Source organism: Zwartia lucis (assembly GCF_965234455.1).
In the GTDB taxonomy this organism is placed as follows: Bacteria; Pseudomonadota; Gammaproteobacteria; order Burkholderiales; family Burkholderiaceae_B; genus Zwartia; species Zwartia lucis.
Genome location: NZ_OZ248475.1, coordinates 160,794 through 179,687 on the forward strand (window position 1 = coordinate 160,794; position 18,894 = coordinate 179,687).

At 54.7% G+C, this 18,894-nt stretch carries 21 protein-coding genes; 9 read left to right on the plus strand and 12 right to left on the minus strand.

The window, feature by feature from the left end:
• Positions 1-5 precede the first annotated feature (5 nt).
• The 5 genes from prmA to AC8GE9_RS15100 all read right to left on the minus strand — a co-directional run bounded on the left by prmA (position 6) and on the right by AC8GE9_RS15100 (position 3,852).
• Entirely contained in the window at positions 6-908 is a 903-nt protein-coding gene (prmA, locus tag AC8GE9_RS15080) for a 50S ribosomal protein L11 methyltransferase (RefSeq protein ID WP_506677977.1), read from the minus strand.
• 31 nt (positions 909-939) lie between these two features.
• A complete protein-coding gene (accC, locus tag AC8GE9_RS15085) occupies positions 940-2,289 on the minus strand; it encodes an acetyl-CoA carboxylase biotin carboxylase subunit (protein ID WP_506677978.1) in 1,350 nt (449 codons plus the stop codon).
• 1 nt (position 2,290) lies between these two features.
• Positions 2,291-2,749 (minus strand): acetyl-CoA carboxylase biotin carboxyl carrier protein, encoded by a 459-nt coding sequence (gene accB / locus AC8GE9_RS15090; RefSeq protein WP_506677979.1) that lies wholly within the window; start codon positions 2,747-2,749, stop codon positions 2,291-2,293.
• Positions 2,750-2,766: 17 nt separating this feature from the next.
• Positions 2,767-3,210 carry a type II 3-dehydroquinate dehydratase gene (gene aroQ / locus AC8GE9_RS15095; RefSeq protein ID WP_506677980.1) on the minus strand — a complete coding sequence of 148 codons (444 nt, stop codon included), beginning with the start codon at positions 3,208-3,210 and terminating at the stop codon, positions 2,767-2,769.
• 63 nt (positions 3,211-3,273) lie between these two features.
• Positions 3,274-3,852 (minus strand): TlpA family protein disulfide reductase, encoded by a 579-nt coding sequence (locus tag AC8GE9_RS15100; protein ID WP_506677981.1) that lies wholly within the window; start codon positions 3,850-3,852, stop codon positions 3,274-3,276.
• Positions 3,853-3,961: 109 nt separating this feature from the next.
• On the opposite strand from AC8GE9_RS15100, the gene mpl reads away from it, so the two are divergent.
• From mpl to AC8GE9_RS15130, 6 genes are read left to right on the plus strand one after another with little or no spacing between them, the layout of a single operon-like run.
• Positions 3,962-5,332: a UDP-N-acetylmuramate:L-alanyl-gamma-D-glutamyl-meso-diaminopimelate ligase gene (gene mpl, locus AC8GE9_RS15105; RefSeq protein WP_506677982.1), complete on the plus strand. Its 1,371-nt coding sequence runs from the start codon at positions 3,962-3,964 to the stop codon at positions 5,330-5,332.
• A gap of 38 nt (positions 5,333-5,370) precedes the next feature.
• Positions 5,371-7,287 (plus strand): ribonuclease catalytic domain-containing protein, encoded by a 1,917-nt coding sequence (locus tag AC8GE9_RS15110; protein WP_506677984.1) that lies wholly within the window; start codon positions 5,371-5,373, stop codon positions 7,285-7,287.
• A complete protein-coding gene (locus AC8GE9_RS15115; protein ID WP_506677985.1) occupies positions 7,284-8,186 on the plus strand; it encodes an energy transducer TonB in 903 nt (300 codons plus the stop codon). Before AC8GE9_RS15110 ends, AC8GE9_RS15115 begins: the two co-directional genes overlap by 4 nt.
• The gene (aroE, locus tag AC8GE9_RS15120; RefSeq protein ID WP_506677986.1) at positions 8,183-9,070 is read left to right on the plus strand and encodes a shikimate dehydrogenase; all 888 of its coding nucleotides are present in this window, start codon (positions 8,183-8,185) and stop codon (positions 9,068-9,070) included. The genes AC8GE9_RS15115 and aroE overlap by 4 nt, the downstream gene beginning before the upstream one ends.
• Before the next feature lie 21 nt (positions 9,071-9,091).
• Positions 9,092-10,270: an LPS export ABC transporter permease LptG gene (gene lptG, locus AC8GE9_RS15125; RefSeq protein WP_506677987.1), complete on the plus strand. Its 1,179-nt coding sequence runs from the start codon at positions 9,092-9,094 to the stop codon at positions 10,268-10,270.
• A complete protein-coding gene (locus AC8GE9_RS15130; RefSeq protein WP_506677988.1) occupies positions 10,267-11,103 on the plus strand; it encodes a symmetrical bis(5'-nucleosyl)-tetraphosphatase in 837 nt (278 codons plus the stop codon). Before lptG ends, AC8GE9_RS15130 begins: the two co-directional genes overlap by 4 nt.
• An 11-nt stretch (positions 11,104-11,114) precedes the next feature.
• Here AC8GE9_RS15130 and AC8GE9_RS15135 read toward each other — a convergent pair whose 3' ends face one another.
• Positions 11,115-11,975 (minus strand): alpha/beta fold hydrolase, encoded by an 861-nt coding sequence (locus tag AC8GE9_RS15135; RefSeq protein WP_506677989.1) that lies wholly within the window; start codon positions 11,973-11,975, stop codon positions 11,115-11,117.
• Positions 11,976-12,101: 126 nt separating this feature from the next.
• Here AC8GE9_RS15135 and AC8GE9_RS15140 point away from each other — a divergent pair, with 126 nt between their 5' ends.
• Positions 12,102-13,136, plus strand: coding sequence for an amidohydrolase family protein (locus AC8GE9_RS15140; RefSeq protein WP_506677991.1), 1,035 nt, complete (start codon positions 12,102-12,104; stop codon positions 13,134-13,136).
• Positions 13,137-13,173: 37 nt separating this feature from the next.
• Here AC8GE9_RS15140 and AC8GE9_RS15145 read toward each other — a convergent pair whose 3' ends face one another.
• From AC8GE9_RS15145 to AC8GE9_RS15170, 6 genes are read right to left on the minus strand one after another with little or no spacing between them, the layout of a single operon-like run.
• Positions 13,174-13,920: a lysophospholipid acyltransferase family protein gene (locus AC8GE9_RS15145; protein WP_506677993.1), complete on the minus strand. Its 747-nt coding sequence runs from the start codon at positions 13,918-13,920 to the stop codon at positions 13,174-13,176.
• Positions 13,917-15,152, minus strand: a complete 1,236-nt coding sequence (locus AC8GE9_RS15150; RefSeq protein WP_506677994.1) for a dihydroorotase — start codon at positions 15,150-15,152, stop codon at positions 13,917-13,919. Before AC8GE9_RS15150 ends, AC8GE9_RS15145 begins: the two co-directional genes overlap by 4 nt.
• Complete coding sequence (locus AC8GE9_RS15155; protein ID WP_506677996.1) at positions 15,149-16,036, minus strand: aspartate carbamoyltransferase; 888 nt, start codon at positions 16,034-16,036, stop codon at positions 15,149-15,151. Before AC8GE9_RS15155 ends, AC8GE9_RS15150 begins: the two co-directional genes overlap by 4 nt.
• 23 nt (positions 16,037-16,059) lie before the next feature.
• Complete coding sequence (gene ruvX / locus AC8GE9_RS15160; RefSeq protein WP_506677998.1) at positions 16,060-16,452, minus strand: Holliday junction resolvase RuvX; 393 nt, start codon at positions 16,450-16,452, stop codon at positions 16,060-16,062.
• On the minus strand, positions 16,445-17,050 hold the full coding sequence (locus AC8GE9_RS15165; RefSeq protein ID WP_506678000.1) for a YqgE/AlgH family protein: 606 nt from the start codon (positions 17,048-17,050) through the stop codon (positions 16,445-16,447). The genes ruvX and AC8GE9_RS15165 overlap by 8 nt, the downstream gene beginning before the upstream one ends.
• A gap of 9 nt (positions 17,051-17,059) precedes the next feature.
• A complete protein-coding gene (locus AC8GE9_RS15170) occupies positions 17,060-17,224 on the minus strand; it encodes a rubredoxin (protein ID WP_028816113.1) in 165 nt (54 codons plus the stop codon).
• Positions 17,225-17,353: 129 nt separating this feature from the next.
• Between AC8GE9_RS15170 and thiD the strand changes: the two genes are divergently transcribed.
• The gene (gene thiD / locus AC8GE9_RS15175) at positions 17,354-18,172 is read left to right on the plus strand and encodes a bifunctional hydroxymethylpyrimidine kinase/phosphomethylpyrimidine kinase (protein WP_506678001.1); all 819 of its coding nucleotides are present in this window, start codon (positions 17,354-17,356) and stop codon (positions 18,170-18,172) included.
• A gap of 17 nt (positions 18,173-18,189) precedes the next feature.
• Complete coding sequence (gene thiE / locus AC8GE9_RS15180) at positions 18,190-18,882, plus strand: thiamine phosphate synthase (protein WP_506678002.1); 693 nt, start codon at positions 18,190-18,192, stop codon at positions 18,880-18,882.
• Positions 18,883-18,894: the final 12 nt, after the last annotated feature.

Sequence of the window (18,894 nt, forward strand, 5' to 3'; positions counted from 1 at the left end):
ACACCTCAGGGTTTGCGACCAGCCAAACAAACCCAGCCATCGCGGGCTTGCCAGACGGTCATTGGTAGCCAAGGGGCATAAGCCTGCGCGACCTCTAAGGCCTGCCGCTCAAGTACCCCCGACAGCACCAAATAACCTCCCGAACGCACACGCATCGAGAGCATCGGCGCTAGAACCTTTAGAGGATTGGAAAGAATATTAGCGACGACCACATCAAACAAACCATCCACCAAACCTTCGGGCAGGTGCGCATTGACCTCTGTATGATTGGCCACTGCATTGTCTGCCGTCGCTTGCACGGCTTGTTCGTCTATGTCTATGCCTGTCACACTTGAGGCACCCAGCATTTTGGCGGCAATCGCTAAAATCCCTGAGCCACATCCATAATCCAACACTGTTGAGCCGGTCGCTAACTCATCGGCTAACCATTCAAGGCAAAGATGGGTTGTAGGATGGCTGCCTGTGCCAAAAGCTAAGCCTGGGTCCAATTGGATCGCGATATGTCCGGCCTCAGATGTCTGAGGCATCTGCTCTGCATGCCAACTCGGTACGATCAAAATGCGCTCACCCACCGAGATGGGTCCAAACTGTGACTGCGTGAGTCGGACCCAGTCCGCATCGGGAACCAGACGTAAATGCCATGGCAGATCGGCGTCTGTATCCAGATCTTGACGGGCGCTGGCCAATAATTGTTCCGGATCAGTACCGTCCGCCAACAAGACCACAAGACGATTACGCGCCCAAGCTTGCGTATTGGATTCGCTGCCAGGCTCTCCAAAAAGCGGCTGTTCCTCGTCGGTGTCAAGGTCTGCGTCTTCGACAGACACGGACAATGCACCGGACTCCAGCAGACCGTCGGAGAGGGGCTCTGCGAGAGAGCCAGGACACAAAAGTACCAGTTCACGCATCGTGTTTTCCGTTACGTGCCATTAAACGCTGTTAAGTGGCGCGGGAAGCGAGCTTGTGTTCGAGATAGTGAATACTGGTGCCTCCCTCAACAAACTTTGCATCGGCCATCAATTCGCGGTGAAGAGGAATATTGGTTTTAATCCCTTCGACAACCATCTCTGACAGTGCGATCGACATACGCGCCACCGCCTGTGCACGTGTATCGCCATAGGTAATAACCTTTGCAATCATCGAGTCGTAATTTGGTGGCACAAAGTAGCCATTAAACGCATGCGAATCGATGCGCACACCGGGTCCACCTGGCGTGTGCCAGTTGGTGATGAGGCCAGGACTCGGCATAAAGGTAAAAGGATCCTCGGCGTTGATACGACATTCCACGGCATGACCGCGGAACGTAATATCCTTTTGACGTAGCAGGAATTTTTCTCCTGCCGCCACACGAATCTGCTGCTGCACCAGATCAATGCCAGTGATGAGCTCCGTCACAGGATGCTCAACCTGAATGCGCGTGTTCATTTCGATGAAATAAAACTCGCCATTCTCAAACAGAAACTCAAATGTACCGACGCCGCGATATTCGATCTTGCGGCAGGCGTCGGCACATCGCTCACCAATCTTTTCGATCAGTTTGCGATCGATTCCGGGAGCAGGCGCTTCTTCGATGACTTTCTGATGACGCCGTTGCATAGAGCAGTCACGCTCACCAAGCCACACAGCGTTTTTTCCACCATCCGCCAACACCTGGATTTCAATGTGACGGGGGTTTTCAAGAAACTTTTCGAGATAGACCTCGGGATTATTAAACGCCGCACCAGCTTCAGATTTGGTCATGGTGACCGCATTGAGCAAAGCCGCCTCGGTGTGCACGACGCGCATGCCTCGTCCACCACCACCGCCTGCCGCTTTGATAATGACGGGATAACCGACCTCACGGGCCGTACGCAAAATCTCGTTCGGGTCATCAGGCAATGCACCCGCCGAACCAGGCACGACGGGCACACCGGCCGCGATCATGGCTTGTTTAGCGCTCACCTTATCGCCCATCAGACGAATCGATTCAGGCCGCGGGCCGATGAACACAAAACCGCTCTTTTCTACCCGATCGGCGAAGTCGGCGTTTTCGGACAAAAAACCATAACCTGGATGGATGGCTTCAGCATCAGTGACCTCAGCGGCCGCAATGATGGCCGGCATATTCAAATAGCTATCGCGCGAAGCTGGCGGGCCAATGCAGACCGACTCGTCCGCGAGCCAGACATATTTGGCATCGCGATCGGCTTCGGAATGGACCGCAACGGTCTTGATACCCATTTCACGGCACGCGCGCTGAATACGCAACGCGATTTCGCCACGGTTGGCGATCAGAATCTTTTCAAACATATCAAACGATCACAAAAAGAGGCTGGCCGTACTCGACCGGCTCACCGTTTTGAACCAAAATTTCTTTGATGACTCCGGATTTGTCTGCCTCGATCTCATTGAGCAATTTCATTGCCTCGATGATGCACAAAGGTTCGCCTTCTTTAACCGTCTGACCGACTTCGACAAACGAAGGAGAGTTTGGATTGGGCGCACGATAGAAGGTCCCAACCATAGGCGCCTTGACCGTGTGTCCGACAACTGCTGCGGGTACGGGCGCAACCGCTGCGGCAGACGCTACACCCTCTGCGCCCGCTGGAGCGGGTGCATATTGCCCAGTAGCCGGAGCGTAGGCGACAGGCTGTAAAGCCTGTGAAAACTTAACAATACGAACCTTACCTTCGCCCTCTGTAATTTCAAGCTCAGCAATGCCTGACTCGGATACCAAGTCGATTAAGGTTTTAAGTTTTCTCAGATCCATAGTATTTCCGTAAAGTTCTAGATAAGCTCATATTGAGCGGCAAAGCGCACTGCAGCCTCGTAGCCCGATGGGCCGAGACCTGCCACCACACCTACCGCCAGATCAGACAGGTAGGAGTGATGACGGAATTCTTCGCGTTTATGAACGTTCGACAAATGAACCTCCACAAAGGGAATCTTAACCCCCGCAAGGGCATCTCGAATCGCAACACTCGTGTGTGTGTAGGCACCCGCATTCAGGATAATGAAATCGGTTGCGTCCGTTCGCGCCGCTTGTATGCGATCGACTAAGGCGCCTTCGTGGTTGCTCTGGAAGGTAGCCAGCGAAACGCCGAGAGTCTGAGCAAGCGTCACAAGACCCGCCTCTAACTCAGGCAGCGACGTATGCCCATAGAGATGCGGCTCTCTCAACCCGAGCAAATTCAGATTGGGTCCGTTTAGAACAAGAAGGTGTTGAGCCATGCCAACTCGCCAAAAGCAATGATCAGGTACGCATTTTTACGCTAAATCACGCCATTTGTCTATCTACGTCTTTGATTTTGCGACTAAGCGACCGATTTTTGCATTTAAATCCTCGGTTGAAACCTTGCCAAGAATTGTGTCGAAAATGCGGCCTTCTGCATCTAACAGGACGGTAAAAGGGAGTCCGCCCGCCGCATTGCCGAGCTCTCTGACCAAGACGATCCCAGTATGACCGGCCACATACAAAGGATAAGAAACGGGTATTTTAGTTACAAATTGAGAGATGTTAGATGCTGTATCTATACCAATGCCAACAAATTGAATCTCTGGTAAAGATTTGGATAAGGCATCGAGCTGCGGCATCTCCTCGACACAGGGCGCACACCAAGTTGCCCAAAAGTTGGCGACGACTGGACGACCAAGGAGCCGCTTGAGCGCGACCGGGCTGCCCGTCAAATCTGGGAACGTCGCCTCGTACAAAACGCGAGGATTAGGCTCGATTTTTTGTGGCATCGTACCCGGTAAACCTACTGCGCGATTCGCAGCAGGCGCGCGGCGCGAGCTCGACTGCCAGGCAAACCACGCCGTGGTGGCGATCGCCACAAGACCTGCTCCTCCAAAGATCACCGTTCTTCTCTTCATGTTTTCTATCATAGCGCCTCCTCGCCCCGAATACGTTGATTCCGCACAAGGTTTAACCCCCGGCGAGTCTTGAGACAACTGCCTCTACAATGTCGGCAGGAGACTGTTCATGCATCTGCATATACTGGGAATTTGCGGCACCTTTATGGGTGGCTTAGCGCTCATCGCGCGCGCCGCGGGACATCGTGTCACGGGCTGTGATGCGGGGGTCTATCCCCCCATGAGCACGCAACTCGATGAGCAAGGTATCGACCTGATCGAGGGCTTTGAGCCCAACCAACTGGCGCTCAAGCCTGATCTTTTTGTGATCGGTAATGTGGTCTCGCGCGGCAACCCCTTGATGGAAGCTATCCTGGAGGCAGGTTTGCCTTACACCTCAGGTCCGCAATGGCTAGGCGACTTTGTCCTGCAACGCCAGCACGTTCTCGCCGTAGCGGGTACGCATGGCAAAACGACAACCAGTTCTATGTTGGCCTGGATTTTGCAATGCGCCGGCAAAAAACCTAACTTTCTGATCGGGGGTGTCGCACCCGGCCTCGAGGTTTCAGCGCGCTTTGACGTCGAACAACCCTTTTTTGTGATTGAAGCCGATGAGTACGACACAGCCTTTTTCGACAAACGCTCTAAGTTCGTTCATTACAGACCGCGCACGGCTATTTTGAACAACCTCGAATACGATCATGCAGATATTTTTCCGGATCTGGCCGCGATCGAGACCCAATTTCATCACTTGCTGCGCACCGTTCCCCGCAGCGGCCTGGTCATCACGCCCGCGCGAGACGATGCGCTGGCGCGGGTTATCGCTCGTGGCTGCTGGGCCGGGCACACCTTAATCAATACGCACGACGGTTGGCAAACTCGCACACTTGATGCAGTCTCTTTTGAAGTATCAAAGGGTGCGGAGCACTACGGTGACATTGATTGGACACTCACAGGGGCGCACAACCAGCACAACGCACTCGCAGCCATCGTCGCCGCTCACCACGTCGGCGTCACACCACAAGACAGCATCGCCGCGCTCTGCAACTTCAGCGGTGTCAAGCGTCGCATGGAAGTGCGAGGTACTGTCCGGGACATCACGATCTATGATGATTTTGCGCATCACCCCACTGCAATCGCAACGACTCTGGCAGGTTTGCGCGCGCAGATAGGCGCGCAACGTATCCTCGCCGTGCTCGAACCACGCTCCAACACCATGAAACTCGGTACCATAGCGGCACGCTTGCCCGCAGCATTAGCCGACGCGGATTTGGTTTTTTGCTATGGACAACGCGAAGGTAAACAAGCCCTAGGGTGGGAGCCTGCCGAAGTGCTCGCCTCGCTTGGCTCACGCATGCAAGCGCATCACGAAATCGAGCCACTCATTCAAGCGATCAAACACGCGGCGCAGGCGGGGGACCACATTGTGATCATGAGCAATGGCGGTTTTGCCGGCGTGCATGGTCGACTCCTTGAGGCGCTCGCCGCCTCGTCGGCCTAACAAGCTCTCTTTTTAGATTCACCGGAATACCAATATCCATGTACGTTTTATATGAAGAAGATGGCGCGTTTAAAACAGGCCACATCATGGCCGAAGCCGATGCGACACTGCAAGTCGAGTCGGAGTCCGGCAAACGCAGCAAGGTCAAGCGAGCCAACTGCCTGTTCACGTTCGCGACCCCCAAACCGGACGTACTGCTACCTCAGGCAGAAAGTTTAGCCAACGAGATCGACCTGCCTTTTCTCTGGGAATGTGCGCCGGCTGATGAGTTTGACATTGACACCATGGGTGCGGAGTATTTCGGACATTCGCCCGATACTCTTGAAAAAACAAGCTTGTTGCTGAGGCTACATAGCGCCCCGCTTTATTTTCATCGCCGGGGCAGAGGTCGCTATCGCGCGGCACCTCCTGAGATTTTGGCTGCGGCACTCGCGGCTCAGGAAAAGAAGCAACGGGCAGCGTTACAAACCGAGGAGTGGGCGCAAGCGATCGCTGCAGGCCAACTGCCACCAGAGGTTGCTCTGTCCGCGATGTCCTTGGTGACTAAGCCCGATAAAAACTCACAGGCTTGGAAAGCACTCGACGCGGCCTGCGCACAACGCCAAACCTCACCCGAACGGCTCCTGCTCGATGCGGGTGCCTGGCCGCATGCGCTGGCGCTGCACAAGGGACGCTTTCTCGCAAACTATTTTCCTCGCGGGACGGACTTTGCACCCTGCGACGTCCCGGAGAGCGCACACGAGCTCCCACTCGCAGACGTTGAGGCCTACTCGGTGGACGATATCAGCACCACCGAAATCGACGATGCACTGTCAGTCACTCAGTTACCAGATGGTCATTTGCGCGTCGGGATCCACATCGCAGCGCCTGGTCTATCCGTCACTAAAGACAGCGCACTCGACAAACTTGCACGCGCCAGAATGTCCACGGTCTACATGCCAGGCGACAAAATTCCGATGCAACCTGACGAAGTGATCGCCGCTTTTTCCTTAGACGAGGGTCGCCCTGTCCCGGTGCTGTCGCTGTACGTCACCGCCAACCCCGCTACAGGAGAAATCCTCTCGCACGAAAGTCGTCTCGAACGCTTGACCGTACGCGCCAATTTGCGTCACAACGCTCTAGATGACTTCATCACCGAAGAGTCCTTAGCGGACCCAAGCATCGAACTTCCCTATAACGACTGGATTCGACCGCTTTGGCAACTGTCGCTCGCGCTTTGCAAACAACGCGAGATCGTCCGCGGCAAGCCTGAAAACAACAATCGCGTCGAATACAGTTTCTACGTGGACGGCGACCCAAACGATCCTCACTCAACCGTGCGGATCGTGCCGCGCCTGCGCAATGCACCTCTGGATCGATTGGTCGCCGAATTCATGATTTTGGCCAATAGCACTTGGGGTGGCTTGCTTGCGACGCACGGCCTTCCCGGCATCTATCGTTCACAACAAACTGGACGTGTACGCATGAGTACGCACGCACTTCCACACGAGGCGATCGGCGTTGCGCAATACGCATGGTGCACCTCGCCATTACGACGCTACGTCGACCTCGTGAATCAGTGGCAACTGATCGCGGCGATCGAGCATGGCGTGTCCGCGCCTCTGGTCGCTCCGTTCAAACCTCGCGATGCTGATTTATTCGCCATCATCGGCGGGTTTGAGTCACAATATGTCGCATGGCATGACTTTCAGAACAGCATGGAGCGCTACTGGTGCTTGCGCTGGCTACAACAGCAAAATATCACTGAGTGCGAAGCCACTGTACTCAAAGAGGACTTGGTGCGCCTGAGCCATGCCCCAATGATCGTGCGTTTAGCCGGACTCCCTGCAATCGACAGGGGACAGCGCGTTTTATTACAGATCACGGCTATTGACGAACTTGCGCTTGACATGGATTGCCGTTTTATCGAGAGTATGGATAGCCAACCACCTGAGGATCTGATCGAAGCGACGTGAACATCAGCAATCCCTCCCTCGCAGAGGCGTCTTCGCCCGGCATCGCAAGCTGGCTCATTGCGCAGCAGCGTTTTTTACGCTGGGGGCTTTTGTTGTCTGTTGCCATACACTTGGCATTAATCGCTTGGCATAGGACTGCGCCCCCCGTTTCGACACCTAGACCCTCTGAGCTCGAAATTGTCATGGTCAATGCCGCGACAGAAAGCGAGCCTAGTCAGGCGCAACTACTCGCACAAGCCAATGTTGACGGCGGCGGCCACGCGCAAACCGGCTACCAAACGACGCTCGTTCCGCTCGCGGGCGAGTCCGTCGAACCCGTCATGCTCGAGGCTCTGACCCAACAAAGGCAACAACTTGAACTGCAACAGCAAGAGCTTCTCACCCTACTCATGTCCAGTGAGCGGGTCACCCAAGGTCGTCCCGCAACAAACCCCACCGACTCAAGCGATATCGCCGGAGAGGACGAAGTCGATCAAGACAGTGTGATTCTCAACGGACAAATCGCCGTACTAAAACAGCGGGTTGAGCGCGACAACGCACAACCTCGCAAACACTTTAATGCTGTATCTGCGCGCAAAACCTCCTATGCACCTTATATTGATCAATGGCGGCAGCGTATTGAACAAGTCGGCACGGAACACTACCCCAGTGGCGTTGATGGCAAGTTCTATGGCAGCGTGCAAGCGACCTTGACCATACGCGCGGATGGAACGATTGTGGACCTCACGATTAATCGCCCCTCCGACAAACCTTTACTGAACCAAGCCGTGCGACGTATTGCCCAACTTTCGGCACCCTTCGCGCCTTTTCCCGCTGACATGGCTCGACAAATCGACCAGCTTGTTCTGACCCGAACCTGGCATTTCGTTCACGGCACACTAGAGGCACGACAACCATGACCCTCAACGTCAAATCGACATCCATACCCTCCTCGTCCACACCGGCGCGCTTTGCGGTGATCGGTCATCCCGTCAAACACAGCCGCTCACCGTCCATCCATCAACAATTTGCAGCGCAAACCCATATCTCCTTGATCTACGAACATCTGGAAGCGCCACTAGATGGATTCACGCACACCGTGATGCAATTTTTCACCAATGGCGGTCGGGGACTCAATGTCACGGTCCCTTTTAAACTCGAAGCGTGGGAGCTGGCTCGGGCACACCTCAGTGCGCGGGCACAACAAGCGCAAGCGGTCAACACGCTATGGATGCGTCAAGGCGTCTTGCATGGCTGCAATACGGATGGCGTGGGCTTAGTTGCAGACCTGAAACGCTTAGGAGTCCGGTGCGAGGGTGCACGAATCCTAATGGTAGGTGCGGGGGGTGCCGCGCGCGGCGTACTAGGCCCCTTGCTTGAAACAGGCTGCGCCCGACTGCTCGTCGTCAACCGAACAGCCGAGCGGGCCCAGGCGCTGGTCGCTGAATGGCACGCCGCGTCACCGATCGCCTTGAAAGTACTGTCGGCAGGTCGCTTGAATGAAGCCTTGGACCCCACCGGTTGGGATCTTGTCATTAACGCCAGTGCCAGCAGCTTGACCGGCGAGACCCCCGAACTACCCTTGGGACTCTATGCACCCGGCGCCTGGGCCTACGACATGATGTATGGCGCCAAACCAACCGCCTTTATGCTTCAAGCAAAAAAAGAGGGAGCCTCTCAAATCAGTGATGGTTTGGGTATGCTGGTGGGTCAAGCCGCTGAGAGTTTTTTTCTATGGCATGGAAAGCGTCCTGATGTCCAGCCCGTTCTTGCGACTTTACGCGCAGAGCTCAACCGATCGTGATTGGGCATTACACTTAGACTTATGCGAACTGCCCGACGTTATCTTGCCCGAGAAATTTATCGCTCCACCTCCGTGGTGTTGATCGCCCTGCTCGGACTTTTTACTTTTTTTACGCTCGTTGACGAGCTTGACACGGTCGGTGACAAGTTTCCGCTCACTGCGCTGTTTTATTTGCAGCTGCTGTCTGCCCCTACACGCCTCTACGATCTACTGCCGATTGGCGTGCTGATTGGCGCGATTTTGGCGCTATCAGGTTTGGCTCAGCGCAACGAACTCGTCATCTTGCGCGTCTCTGGCGTCAGTGGCTTTGGCCTTTTAAAAATGCTCTGGACTGTATCCCTACCGATTATTTTCGGCGCTCTCATTTTGTCTGAATTTTTAACTCCGATGGCTGAAATTAAAAGTAGCGAAACCAACTTGCTTATGCGCGGTAAAGTCGAGGGCGGACGTCTAGCGAGTGGCTACTGGTTTAAGGAGCCTACGCCCAACGGCGGCACCCGCATCATCAACGTCGGCAACTTGCTCTCCTCTGGCAACGTCGCCAATCTGCGCGTCTACGAGTTTCCCGATGGCCGGACGCTCTCACTCGTTGCACAATCCGAAGCCGGTCGTTTTGTCGATGGCAAACTTGTGATGCAAATAGTCACAGAGAATCATATTGCACCCTCGCTCGAACAAACGCTTATCGATGCCCAGGTGTCTAAGACGCCTTCTGTGACCATCACGCAGTCGGCCGAGCGCAGCTTTGACACATCCCTCACAGCAGGACGCTTGATCGCCCGGATTTTGACACCAGAACGCATGTCTTTTTTCGCGCTTCAGGACTATATCGAATACCTCAACCGCAACCAACTTCAAGCCGATCGTCAAATCGTCGCCATGTGGCGCAAACTCGCCTATCCTTTCACTCTTTTAGTGATGCTGACGATCGCAGCGCCGATCAGTTTTATGCAAACACGTCGAGGGGGTGTAGGCGCCAAGGTGTTTCTCGGGATTTTGCTGGGCACTGGTTTTTTCATGATTAACCAACTCGCACTCAATGTCAGTTTGCTTTATCAATGGTCGCCCGTCGTCACCGCACTACTGCCTAATATCTGCGCGATGATTCTCGCGCTCACTGCGGTCTTTACAATGGAAAATCGTAATGCCATCGCGAACCGTCAACGCACACGCTCCTTTTGGAAGAAATCAGCCATATGAGTATGTCTAGCATCTGGATGATCGGAGATATTCAAGGTTGCTGCGGCTCTCTTGATACCTTGTTATCTCAGCCCGATATCCAAGAGGATGTCGACGCGCACTTTTGGTTTGCGGGTGATCTGGTCAACCGTGGTCCACAATCGCTGGCGACTCTGCGTCGGATCATGTCCTTGGGTGATCGTGCGACGGTGGTGTTAGGTAATCACGACCTACACCTATTAGCGATGGCCGCTGGGGTACGAAAGAACGGTAAAAAGGACACCTTGGACGAGGTCCTCGCCGCACCCGATGCGCAAGCCATCATTGACTGGCTGCGTCATCAGCCATTAGCGCATTACGCCTATGGTCACTTACTCGTTCATGCGGGCGTGCTGCCAGAATGGGATGCCGAACACACGCTCGAACTTGCGAGCGAAGTCGAGGCCGCGCTTCAAAGCGCAGATTGGAAAAAGCATTTACAACTGATGTATGGCAACACGCCAGATCACTGGGATGAGCGTCTCAAAGGACCAGATCGTTTACGCGTGATCATCAACGCACTCACGCGCGTGCGTTTTTGTGACAAACAAGGCCGAATGCATCTCAATGTCAAAATCGAGCCCGCGCCAGATGACATAGATCTCATCCCATGGTTTAGCTTACCCAAGCGCGCAACGCGTGACGTGACCGTCGTCTTTGGGCATTGGTCCACGCTCGGCCTCAAACTCGACAGCGATGTGATTTGTCTCGATAGCGGTTGTCTGTGGGGCGGCCATCTCACTGCGGTGCGCCTACAAGACCATGCCGTGATCCAAGTCCCCTGCGCGCAAATGCTCGACCCGCACGAGGACTGAGAGGGGGGGGGCTATAGCCCCTGCGCAATCCTACCTACTTTGAACCAGTCTTTTAGCAAAACATTGATGGGCTCGACTGCTTCGTAATTCACCCAATGACCGACTTCGGGCAAAATCAAGCCTTGGCGTCTCGCATGCCCGTTGATCATGTGCGTCATCAGATACTCTGGGGTGCAGGTGATGTCATGCTCCCCCCAAATAATCAACGTCTCTCCGCTGTATGCATCAAGGGCTGAGCCCAACAAGCCGCGCCCCGAGATACCTCGACTCCGAAAGCGGGTGTTGATACACGAATAGGTATGGATCCCCATCGCAAAAGCATCGATGTGCGCCTCAGCGTAAATCATGTGCGCCCACAAGTTAAAGCGCATCGCCTCAATCAGCTCTTCGTGCGTCTCTGCGCGCTTCCAGTTGATGAGCATGCCGCGTTCTCGGCGCGGACCACCATGGCCACCGGGGCCGAGCAACGCCAAACGGCGAACCGGCAGGCCCTTGGCCGCTAAATTAGCAGACACGAGTCCCCCAAAAGAAAAACCCGCCAGATCGAAAGGGGTGCCGCAGCCAAAGAGTTGCGTCAGACATTCTGCGGTGACATCGACCATGGTTGAAAAGTCATCAAAGCGGGGGTCGCTCGAGTCGCCATAGCCCGCCAAGTTGGGGATCCACAGAGAAAAATCTTTAGAAAGGACTTCAATATTGCGAGCCCAATGCAACCAACTGCCATGCCCGCCATGGATCAGCACCAAAGGCGATCCCTCACCGAATTGCCGCCAAACCACCTGGTGATCACCTACGGTCACGACGTGACGCGTCGCGCGCTGCTCTAAGACAGCGATCCAGTCTAGGGTCTGCTGATTCACGGGGCTGGACATGGCTTAGGCTTCCTGTTTGGCAAAAGATAAACAATCGTGTCGCAAGATATTATCCTAAGGGACAAGTCCGTCAAACGCGTAAAAATTGTGTAAAGTGCTCTTTTTCATCGTTTACCGAGCTTAAACATGATCATCGATTGCCACGGTCACTTTACGACCACCCCACCCCAAGTCGCCAAGTTTCGCGCCGACCAGATCGCCGAGTTTCAGCGAACAGGTCTAGCCCCGACGGCCCCACCACCCGCCGTCTCCGACGACGAAATCCGTCATGGTATCGATAATAATCAGTTGCGCATCATGAAAGAGCGTGGCATCGACATGACGATTTTCTCGCCTAAAGCGGTCGCGATGGACCACCACATGGGCAACGAGGATACCAATGTCGTCTGGGCGCGCTACAACAATGAATTGATCAATCGCGTCTGCAAACTCTACCCGGATCATTTCATCGGCGTATGTCAACTGCCTCAGGCGGCTGGCGTGCAACCCGGTAGGCGCGTCATCGAAGAACTCGAGCGCTGCGTGAACGAGTTTGGTTTTATTGGTGCCAACATCAATCCCGATCCAACAGGCGGACGCTGGACCGACCCGCCGTTGTGGGACAAAAAGTGGTGGTATCCCTTGTACGAAAAAATGGTCGAACTCGATGTTCCGGCCATGATCCATGTCAGCGGCTCCTGCAATCCACATTTCAACGCGGTCGCCACCCACTACATCAATGGCGACACGACCGCCTTTGTGCAGTTTATGACCTCGGATATTTTCAAGGACTTTCCGACCCTCAAGTTCATTATTCCTCACGGTGGTGGTGCAGCACCCTATCACTGGGGTCGTTATCGCGGCATGGCGCTTGACATGGGCATCTCCTCGCTGGAGGAAAAAGTGCTGAATAACGTATTTTTTGATACGTGCGTGTACCATCAGCCTGGTATTGATCTATTGCTGCGTGTCGTCCCCAACAAAAACATTTTGTTCGCGTCAGAAACAGTCGGTGCGGTGCAAGGCATTGATCCGCTCACCAACTTTTATTTTGACGACACACGTCGCTATATTGACGCTTCCCCTTCGGCGGATAGTACGCAGAAAAAGAAGATTTTTGCGAATAACGCTCTCGGCGTTTATTCCCGCCTGCGTGCACACCCTCGTTGCCAAAGCTGCTAATCGACTGACCCCGAGCACAGGACACTGGTGTAGGGCCCTAGCGCCTCAACACCACTTCCTTGATGACCTGGTGAGCACGCGCGCCGAGCGCTGCACGCGCTGGTGCGGGTTCGCCATTTGGCATCCAGAGCGGCGCTAAAAACGCCACCTCAATCCTGATACCTGTTCCACCCAAGACCGTCCATAAGTTTTGCAGTAGATTTTGATCGCCCACAAAGGCCGCGAAATCACTGCGTTTATTGTGATGAAAAAATAACAAGGCCACGGGCTGTATCGGGACATTTGCACGCCGAGCAGGCTCAAAAAGATTGGCATAAAAAGGCAACAAATCGTAACCTTGTGACGTCGTGCCCTCGGGAAACAAGCCTACCACTTGGCCACGCTCAAATGTATCCTGCATCGCACGGGCAACTTTTTGCACGGCATGGCGCGAAGCGCGTTCGATAAAAATCGTATCCGCTCCGGCCACTAACCAACCTAACACAGGCCAGCGTCGGATTTCACTCTTGGCAATAAACACTGCGGCGCGTGCATGATTGATCGCAAAAATATCAAGCCAGGACACATGATTGATCACCCAAAGTGCAGGTCCCTCGCGCAGAGGCTCACCTGAATACGACACTCGCACACCACACAACAAGAGCAACACACCAGACCAACTGCGCTTGAGCGCTAACCGACCTTTGTGCCCAGCCAGCGGAAATATCAATACGAGCGTCAACAACCCACAAAACACCCACATCAATACCACCGTGGTCCTTAAAAGGAAACGCAAGACTTTCAACGAGATCGCTCCCAAACAAGATCACCGCGCATGACCGTTAAAACCACACGCCCAGGCAACTCACGACCTAGAAAGGGCGTGCATTGACTAACACTGTGAATATTTTCACGGCATACTAACCAATATTCCTCTGGATCCACGACGCATACATCCGCAGGCGCGCCTACAGTGAGACTACCCGGCGAAACGGTCCATCTGGCACTTTGACCCAATACTTGACCCGGAGCATGCGTGACCAGTTTGAGCGCGTCTAGCAAGGGTACACGTGCCTCTTGTGCCCACTTTAGCATCAGTGAAAGCAACAACTCCAAACCCATGGCGCCTGGTACCGCATCGACAAAATTCAGATTTTTATCCAAGTCCGTCAGTGGGGTGTGATCCGAGCACACTGCATCAATCGTGCCATCCAACAGTCCAAGTCGAATCGCGTCGCGATCACGCTGACCCCGCAAGGGAGGGTCAAGCCGAAAAAGACTGTCGTAATAACCGATATCGATATCGGTAAGATGCACATGATTGGCCGCCACATCACAGGTGATAGGCCGCCCTTCTTTTTTCGCTGCGCGCACCATGTTGATCGCCTCGGCACTCGACAAACGACAAAGATGCATGCGCACTTCAGTGATGCGCTGTAACGACAGCAAGGTCTGCAATGCAATGGTCTCGGCCTCGACAGTAATCGCCGCTAAACCCAGACGCGACGCATACGCCCCGTTCGCAACGACACCGCCCCGCGACAGCCATGCGTCTTGAGGCCGCAACCACACCGCACAGTCAAACGATTTCGCATATTGCATCGCACGTAAAAGCACCGCAGTATCTTGCACGGGCTTATCGCCCTGTGAAAACCCCACACAACCCGCTTGGGAAAGCCTCACCATTTCCGTCAAAGCCTGGCCGTTCAAATCTACCGTCAGCGCACCTAGGGGGTAAACCTTGGCCTGTGACTCGAGCGCATGATTTAGCAGCATCTCCGGTGGCTGCACGAGACTTGTCACGCCCCCGGCCAAGGCGGCAGTAGAGGCATCGCCCGACTGCCCTACACGGGCAGACAGATCCACTAAGCCGGGTAGCACAAGCATGCCAGATGCATTAAGCACTCTTTCTGCAACAAAGCCCTCCGGAACCGCCCCCACTGAGACAATCATGCCCTCGGCAATACAGACATCCGCATACGCATCAAGGCCATTGGCAGGATCAATGACTCGACCCTGCTGAATATGTAGCCTCATGCCGATACCCCCGCAACAAAACTCATCACCGCCATGCGCACCGCAAGACCTGCAGCCTCTTGCTCGATACCTTGAGCTTGCACACCAAGAACCAAACAATCGTCTTGGGCAGCAGCTAGTGTTTCCTCTGTCAGCCCATAGCATTTGACATATTCTTGAACCGAAGGGATGTAGGTATGGTCAGTCTCGCAAGGCTCGTGTTCCAGCATGATGACAACGTCAGCGTTATGTAGCCCCTGCGCCAAATCCGTATATGCACGCACACCCAGTTGCGCAAGCCCCTCGGGCAACAACGTCAAGGGTGCGACCACGCGAACTTCGGCGACGCACAAGGTTGTGAGCGCATGAATACAGGAACGCGCTTGACGCGAATGTAATACGGCTCCCACCAGCACCACAGTGAGATGCGCAAAGTCTTTTTTAACGCGACGAATCGTGTACATATCCATCAAGGCGCGCGTCGGATCAGCATGGCTGCCGTCCCCCGCATTGATGATATGAACATGCGGTCCAACATGTTGTGCAATTAAATAAGGCGCGCCACTGGCTTGGGTGCGCAAGACAATAATATCCGCATCAAGACTGGCCAGAAAAGATTTCGAGGTGCTTGGCAATGTTTGGATACCGCACCACTCTGCGGATAAACTCTGCGCCGCGCGCTCAAATCCGCGCATGACGGCTGGCGCCTGAGCAGCGATATCTTGATCCACCAAGCTCAGTACTTTTTTTCCTTGAAGGAGCGGTATTTTTTTAATTTCACTTTCTGTTGGAGTGAAAAACAACTCAGTCGCATCGAGAATGCGCGTCAGTATTATCCGCGACACCCCTTCGGTTGTGAGCAGATGTGTGAGCGCACCACGTGGGTTTAGTTGGGGGTTGCGCATGCGTTCATTTAGCCCGGAATCATTTAAGTCAACGCATCAAAATAACGCTGCAAAATGATCGCCGCAGCGACCGCATCGTCAAGCTCATTCCCGGTGATTTTTTGAGCTTCAACGCTCGAGCCGCGCTCGTCAACCAACACAACAGGCAAACCAAACCGCCCTTCGAGTTGACGCGCGAAGCGACGACAATGTTGACTGGCATATTGTTCGTCACCATCCGTCGCCAGCGCCAATCCTACAACCAGTCTTTCAGGTTGCCAGCGCTTGAGCAAAGCCTCGATCCGCTTGAAACGTCCGTCGCGCGTCGCTTCCAAAATAATATCCAGAGGACGGGCTTGTTTGAGTAAGGTATTACCCATCGCGACGCCACATTTTTTAGCGCCATAGTCAAAGGCTAGCAAGGTTTCTTCAGGCATGCCCTGCCGCACCCATCAGCATAACGGGATCGATGCCAAGCAACTTAAGTGCTGCGGGGTAGCGATCCTTGGGTGGCGTATCGAAAATAATATATTCTTGCGCAGCAACGCTCAGCCAGGCATTTTGAGCCAACTCATTTTCGAGCTGACCTGCGCCCCATCCTGCATAGCCTAGCGTGACCAATATTTGTTGTGGTCCGTGACCTTGGGCGACCGCTTCCAACACGTCGCGCGAGGTCGTCAGGGCCATGCGTCCGAACTTGATGCTTGAACTGTAATCACCTGCGGGCGAATGCAGTACAAAACCGCGATCGGTCTGCACCGGACCACCGAAAAATACCACTGGCAGATGTGCCGGATGTTGCTCAGCACATTGTCCAGGGGCGATTTCGAGCTTGAGGTCAATTTTTTCAAGCAAGCCAGCGACACTCAAATCCGTCGGCCGATTGATCACAAGACCTAAGGCGCCTTTTGGACTGTGCTCACACAAATAAATAACCGTCCCCGCCAAATCACCCGACACCATGCCCGGCATCGCCATCAAAAATTGATTCGACAAGTCGGTCACAGTCTCGGCAGCGCGTTGCGATACGTCCATAGGCGCGGACTAGATTTCCATCAGTTCAAAATCTTCTTTGCGCGCGCCACATTCGGGGCAAACCCAGTTTGGCGGAACATCCTCCCAGCGCGTGCCGGCAGGAATCCCCTCTTCGGGTACGCCCGTTTCTTCGTCGTAAATCCAACCACAAATCAAACACATCCAAGTACGCATCTTTCTCTCTTTTAGTGGAACCCGTCTGTCCTCAAGGAAAAAGACAGGTAAAACGGGTCATCTCTTACAATGGGGTCAATCTTAACCAAACCTATCCATGCGTGCCTACACATCGCTTGTCTTTTTGACATGAATCAACCCATCGCAACACCCGTGACTCTTCTTTTCGGCCCTTTTGACCCGACCGGTTCGGATGGCTTGCCCGCGGACGCGATCACCTGTGCCGCACTCGGTGGGCACGCCGTCTCTACCCTGACAGCCATTACGATCCAAGACAGTGCCAAAAGCGAGTCCGTTTTCCCCTGTTCCGCCGAGCAAATCGATGACCAGGCGCGCTGCGTCCTAGAGGATATCCCTGTTCAAGCGATCAAAGTCGGCGCACTTTCCTCGGTGGCTGCCGTCAGCGCTGTCGCACAAATCGCTGCGGATTACAGCCAAATCCCTCTGGTTTTACACCTCGGCGCACAGGAAATCGACACCGAGACCCCCGCCGAAGAAGAGGACGAGGTTGACGACTTGATTGGCGCCGTCATTGAGCTGCTTGTACCGCAGGCCCATATTGTCGTCATTGAAGCACGCCGACTGACCCAATGGATTAGCGACGAGGTCATGGAGGCCTCCGGACACACCGGAGGCGCCCAAGCGCTTCAAGCCATTGGTGCCCAGTGGGTGCTTGTGACTGGGGTCAAACAGCGCCCAGGCCATCAGGCTCACGTGCTCACTGGACCTGAAAGTGAAACGATCGCCTGGCCAAGCCCGGTCTTTTCAGAGCGGACCCGCGACTCAGGTGGCCTGATCGCCACGGCGCTCGCCTGCCTGCTGGCGCGCGGATTAAGCGTCCCCAACGCTGCAGAGCAGGCCTGCGCCCATGCGGGGCAAGCCCTGTTACAGTCTTTTCAACCGGGCATGGGGCACCTGATCGCCCGACGTATACCGATCGCTCCTTAATGGGTCCTTGTTCTCTGATGCAACCGAATCTTAAGTTTCCCACTGGCCTTTATGGCGTCACCCCAGACTGGGATGATGCCGCCCGCCTCGAGCTCGCGGTACGCGCCGCTGCACGCGGTGGCATGAAGGCCTTGCAGCTTCGTCACAAAACCGCTGAGCCTGCACTGCGCCGCCATTTGGCGCAGACCTTACTCCCGGTTTGCAACGAACTCGGCCTGGTGTTTCTGATCAATGATGACTGGCGCCTTGCGCTTGAGCTGGGCGCCCATGGCGTGCACGTGGGTCAGCATGATGACGATCCGGCGCTTGTTCGCCGCGAAATCGGCCCTGAGATGCTTCTGGGTGTCTCCTGTTATGCCGATCCGCAACGCGCCCAACGCTTACTCGCGCTAAAAGTTGCCTATATCGCCTTTGGTGCCATGTATGCCTCTTCCACCAAACCACACGCTCCGACAGCGCCACTGAGCGTGCTGTCCGAGGGGCAAGCACTTTGCCAAGCTTTGGGCGAGCCTCGGCCCGCCGTCGTTGCGATCGGGGGTATCGGCATCGCTCAAGCCCCCACTTTAGCGAACGCCGGTGCAGATACGATCGCCGTCGTCGGCAGCCTATTCTTGGCGCCCGATATTGAAGCCGCAGCGCGCGCTTTATCAGCGCCGTTTACGCAGATGCCACCCGCTTCACCTCTTTCTATATCCTCTCTTCCTGTTTGAACGGAGTATTTT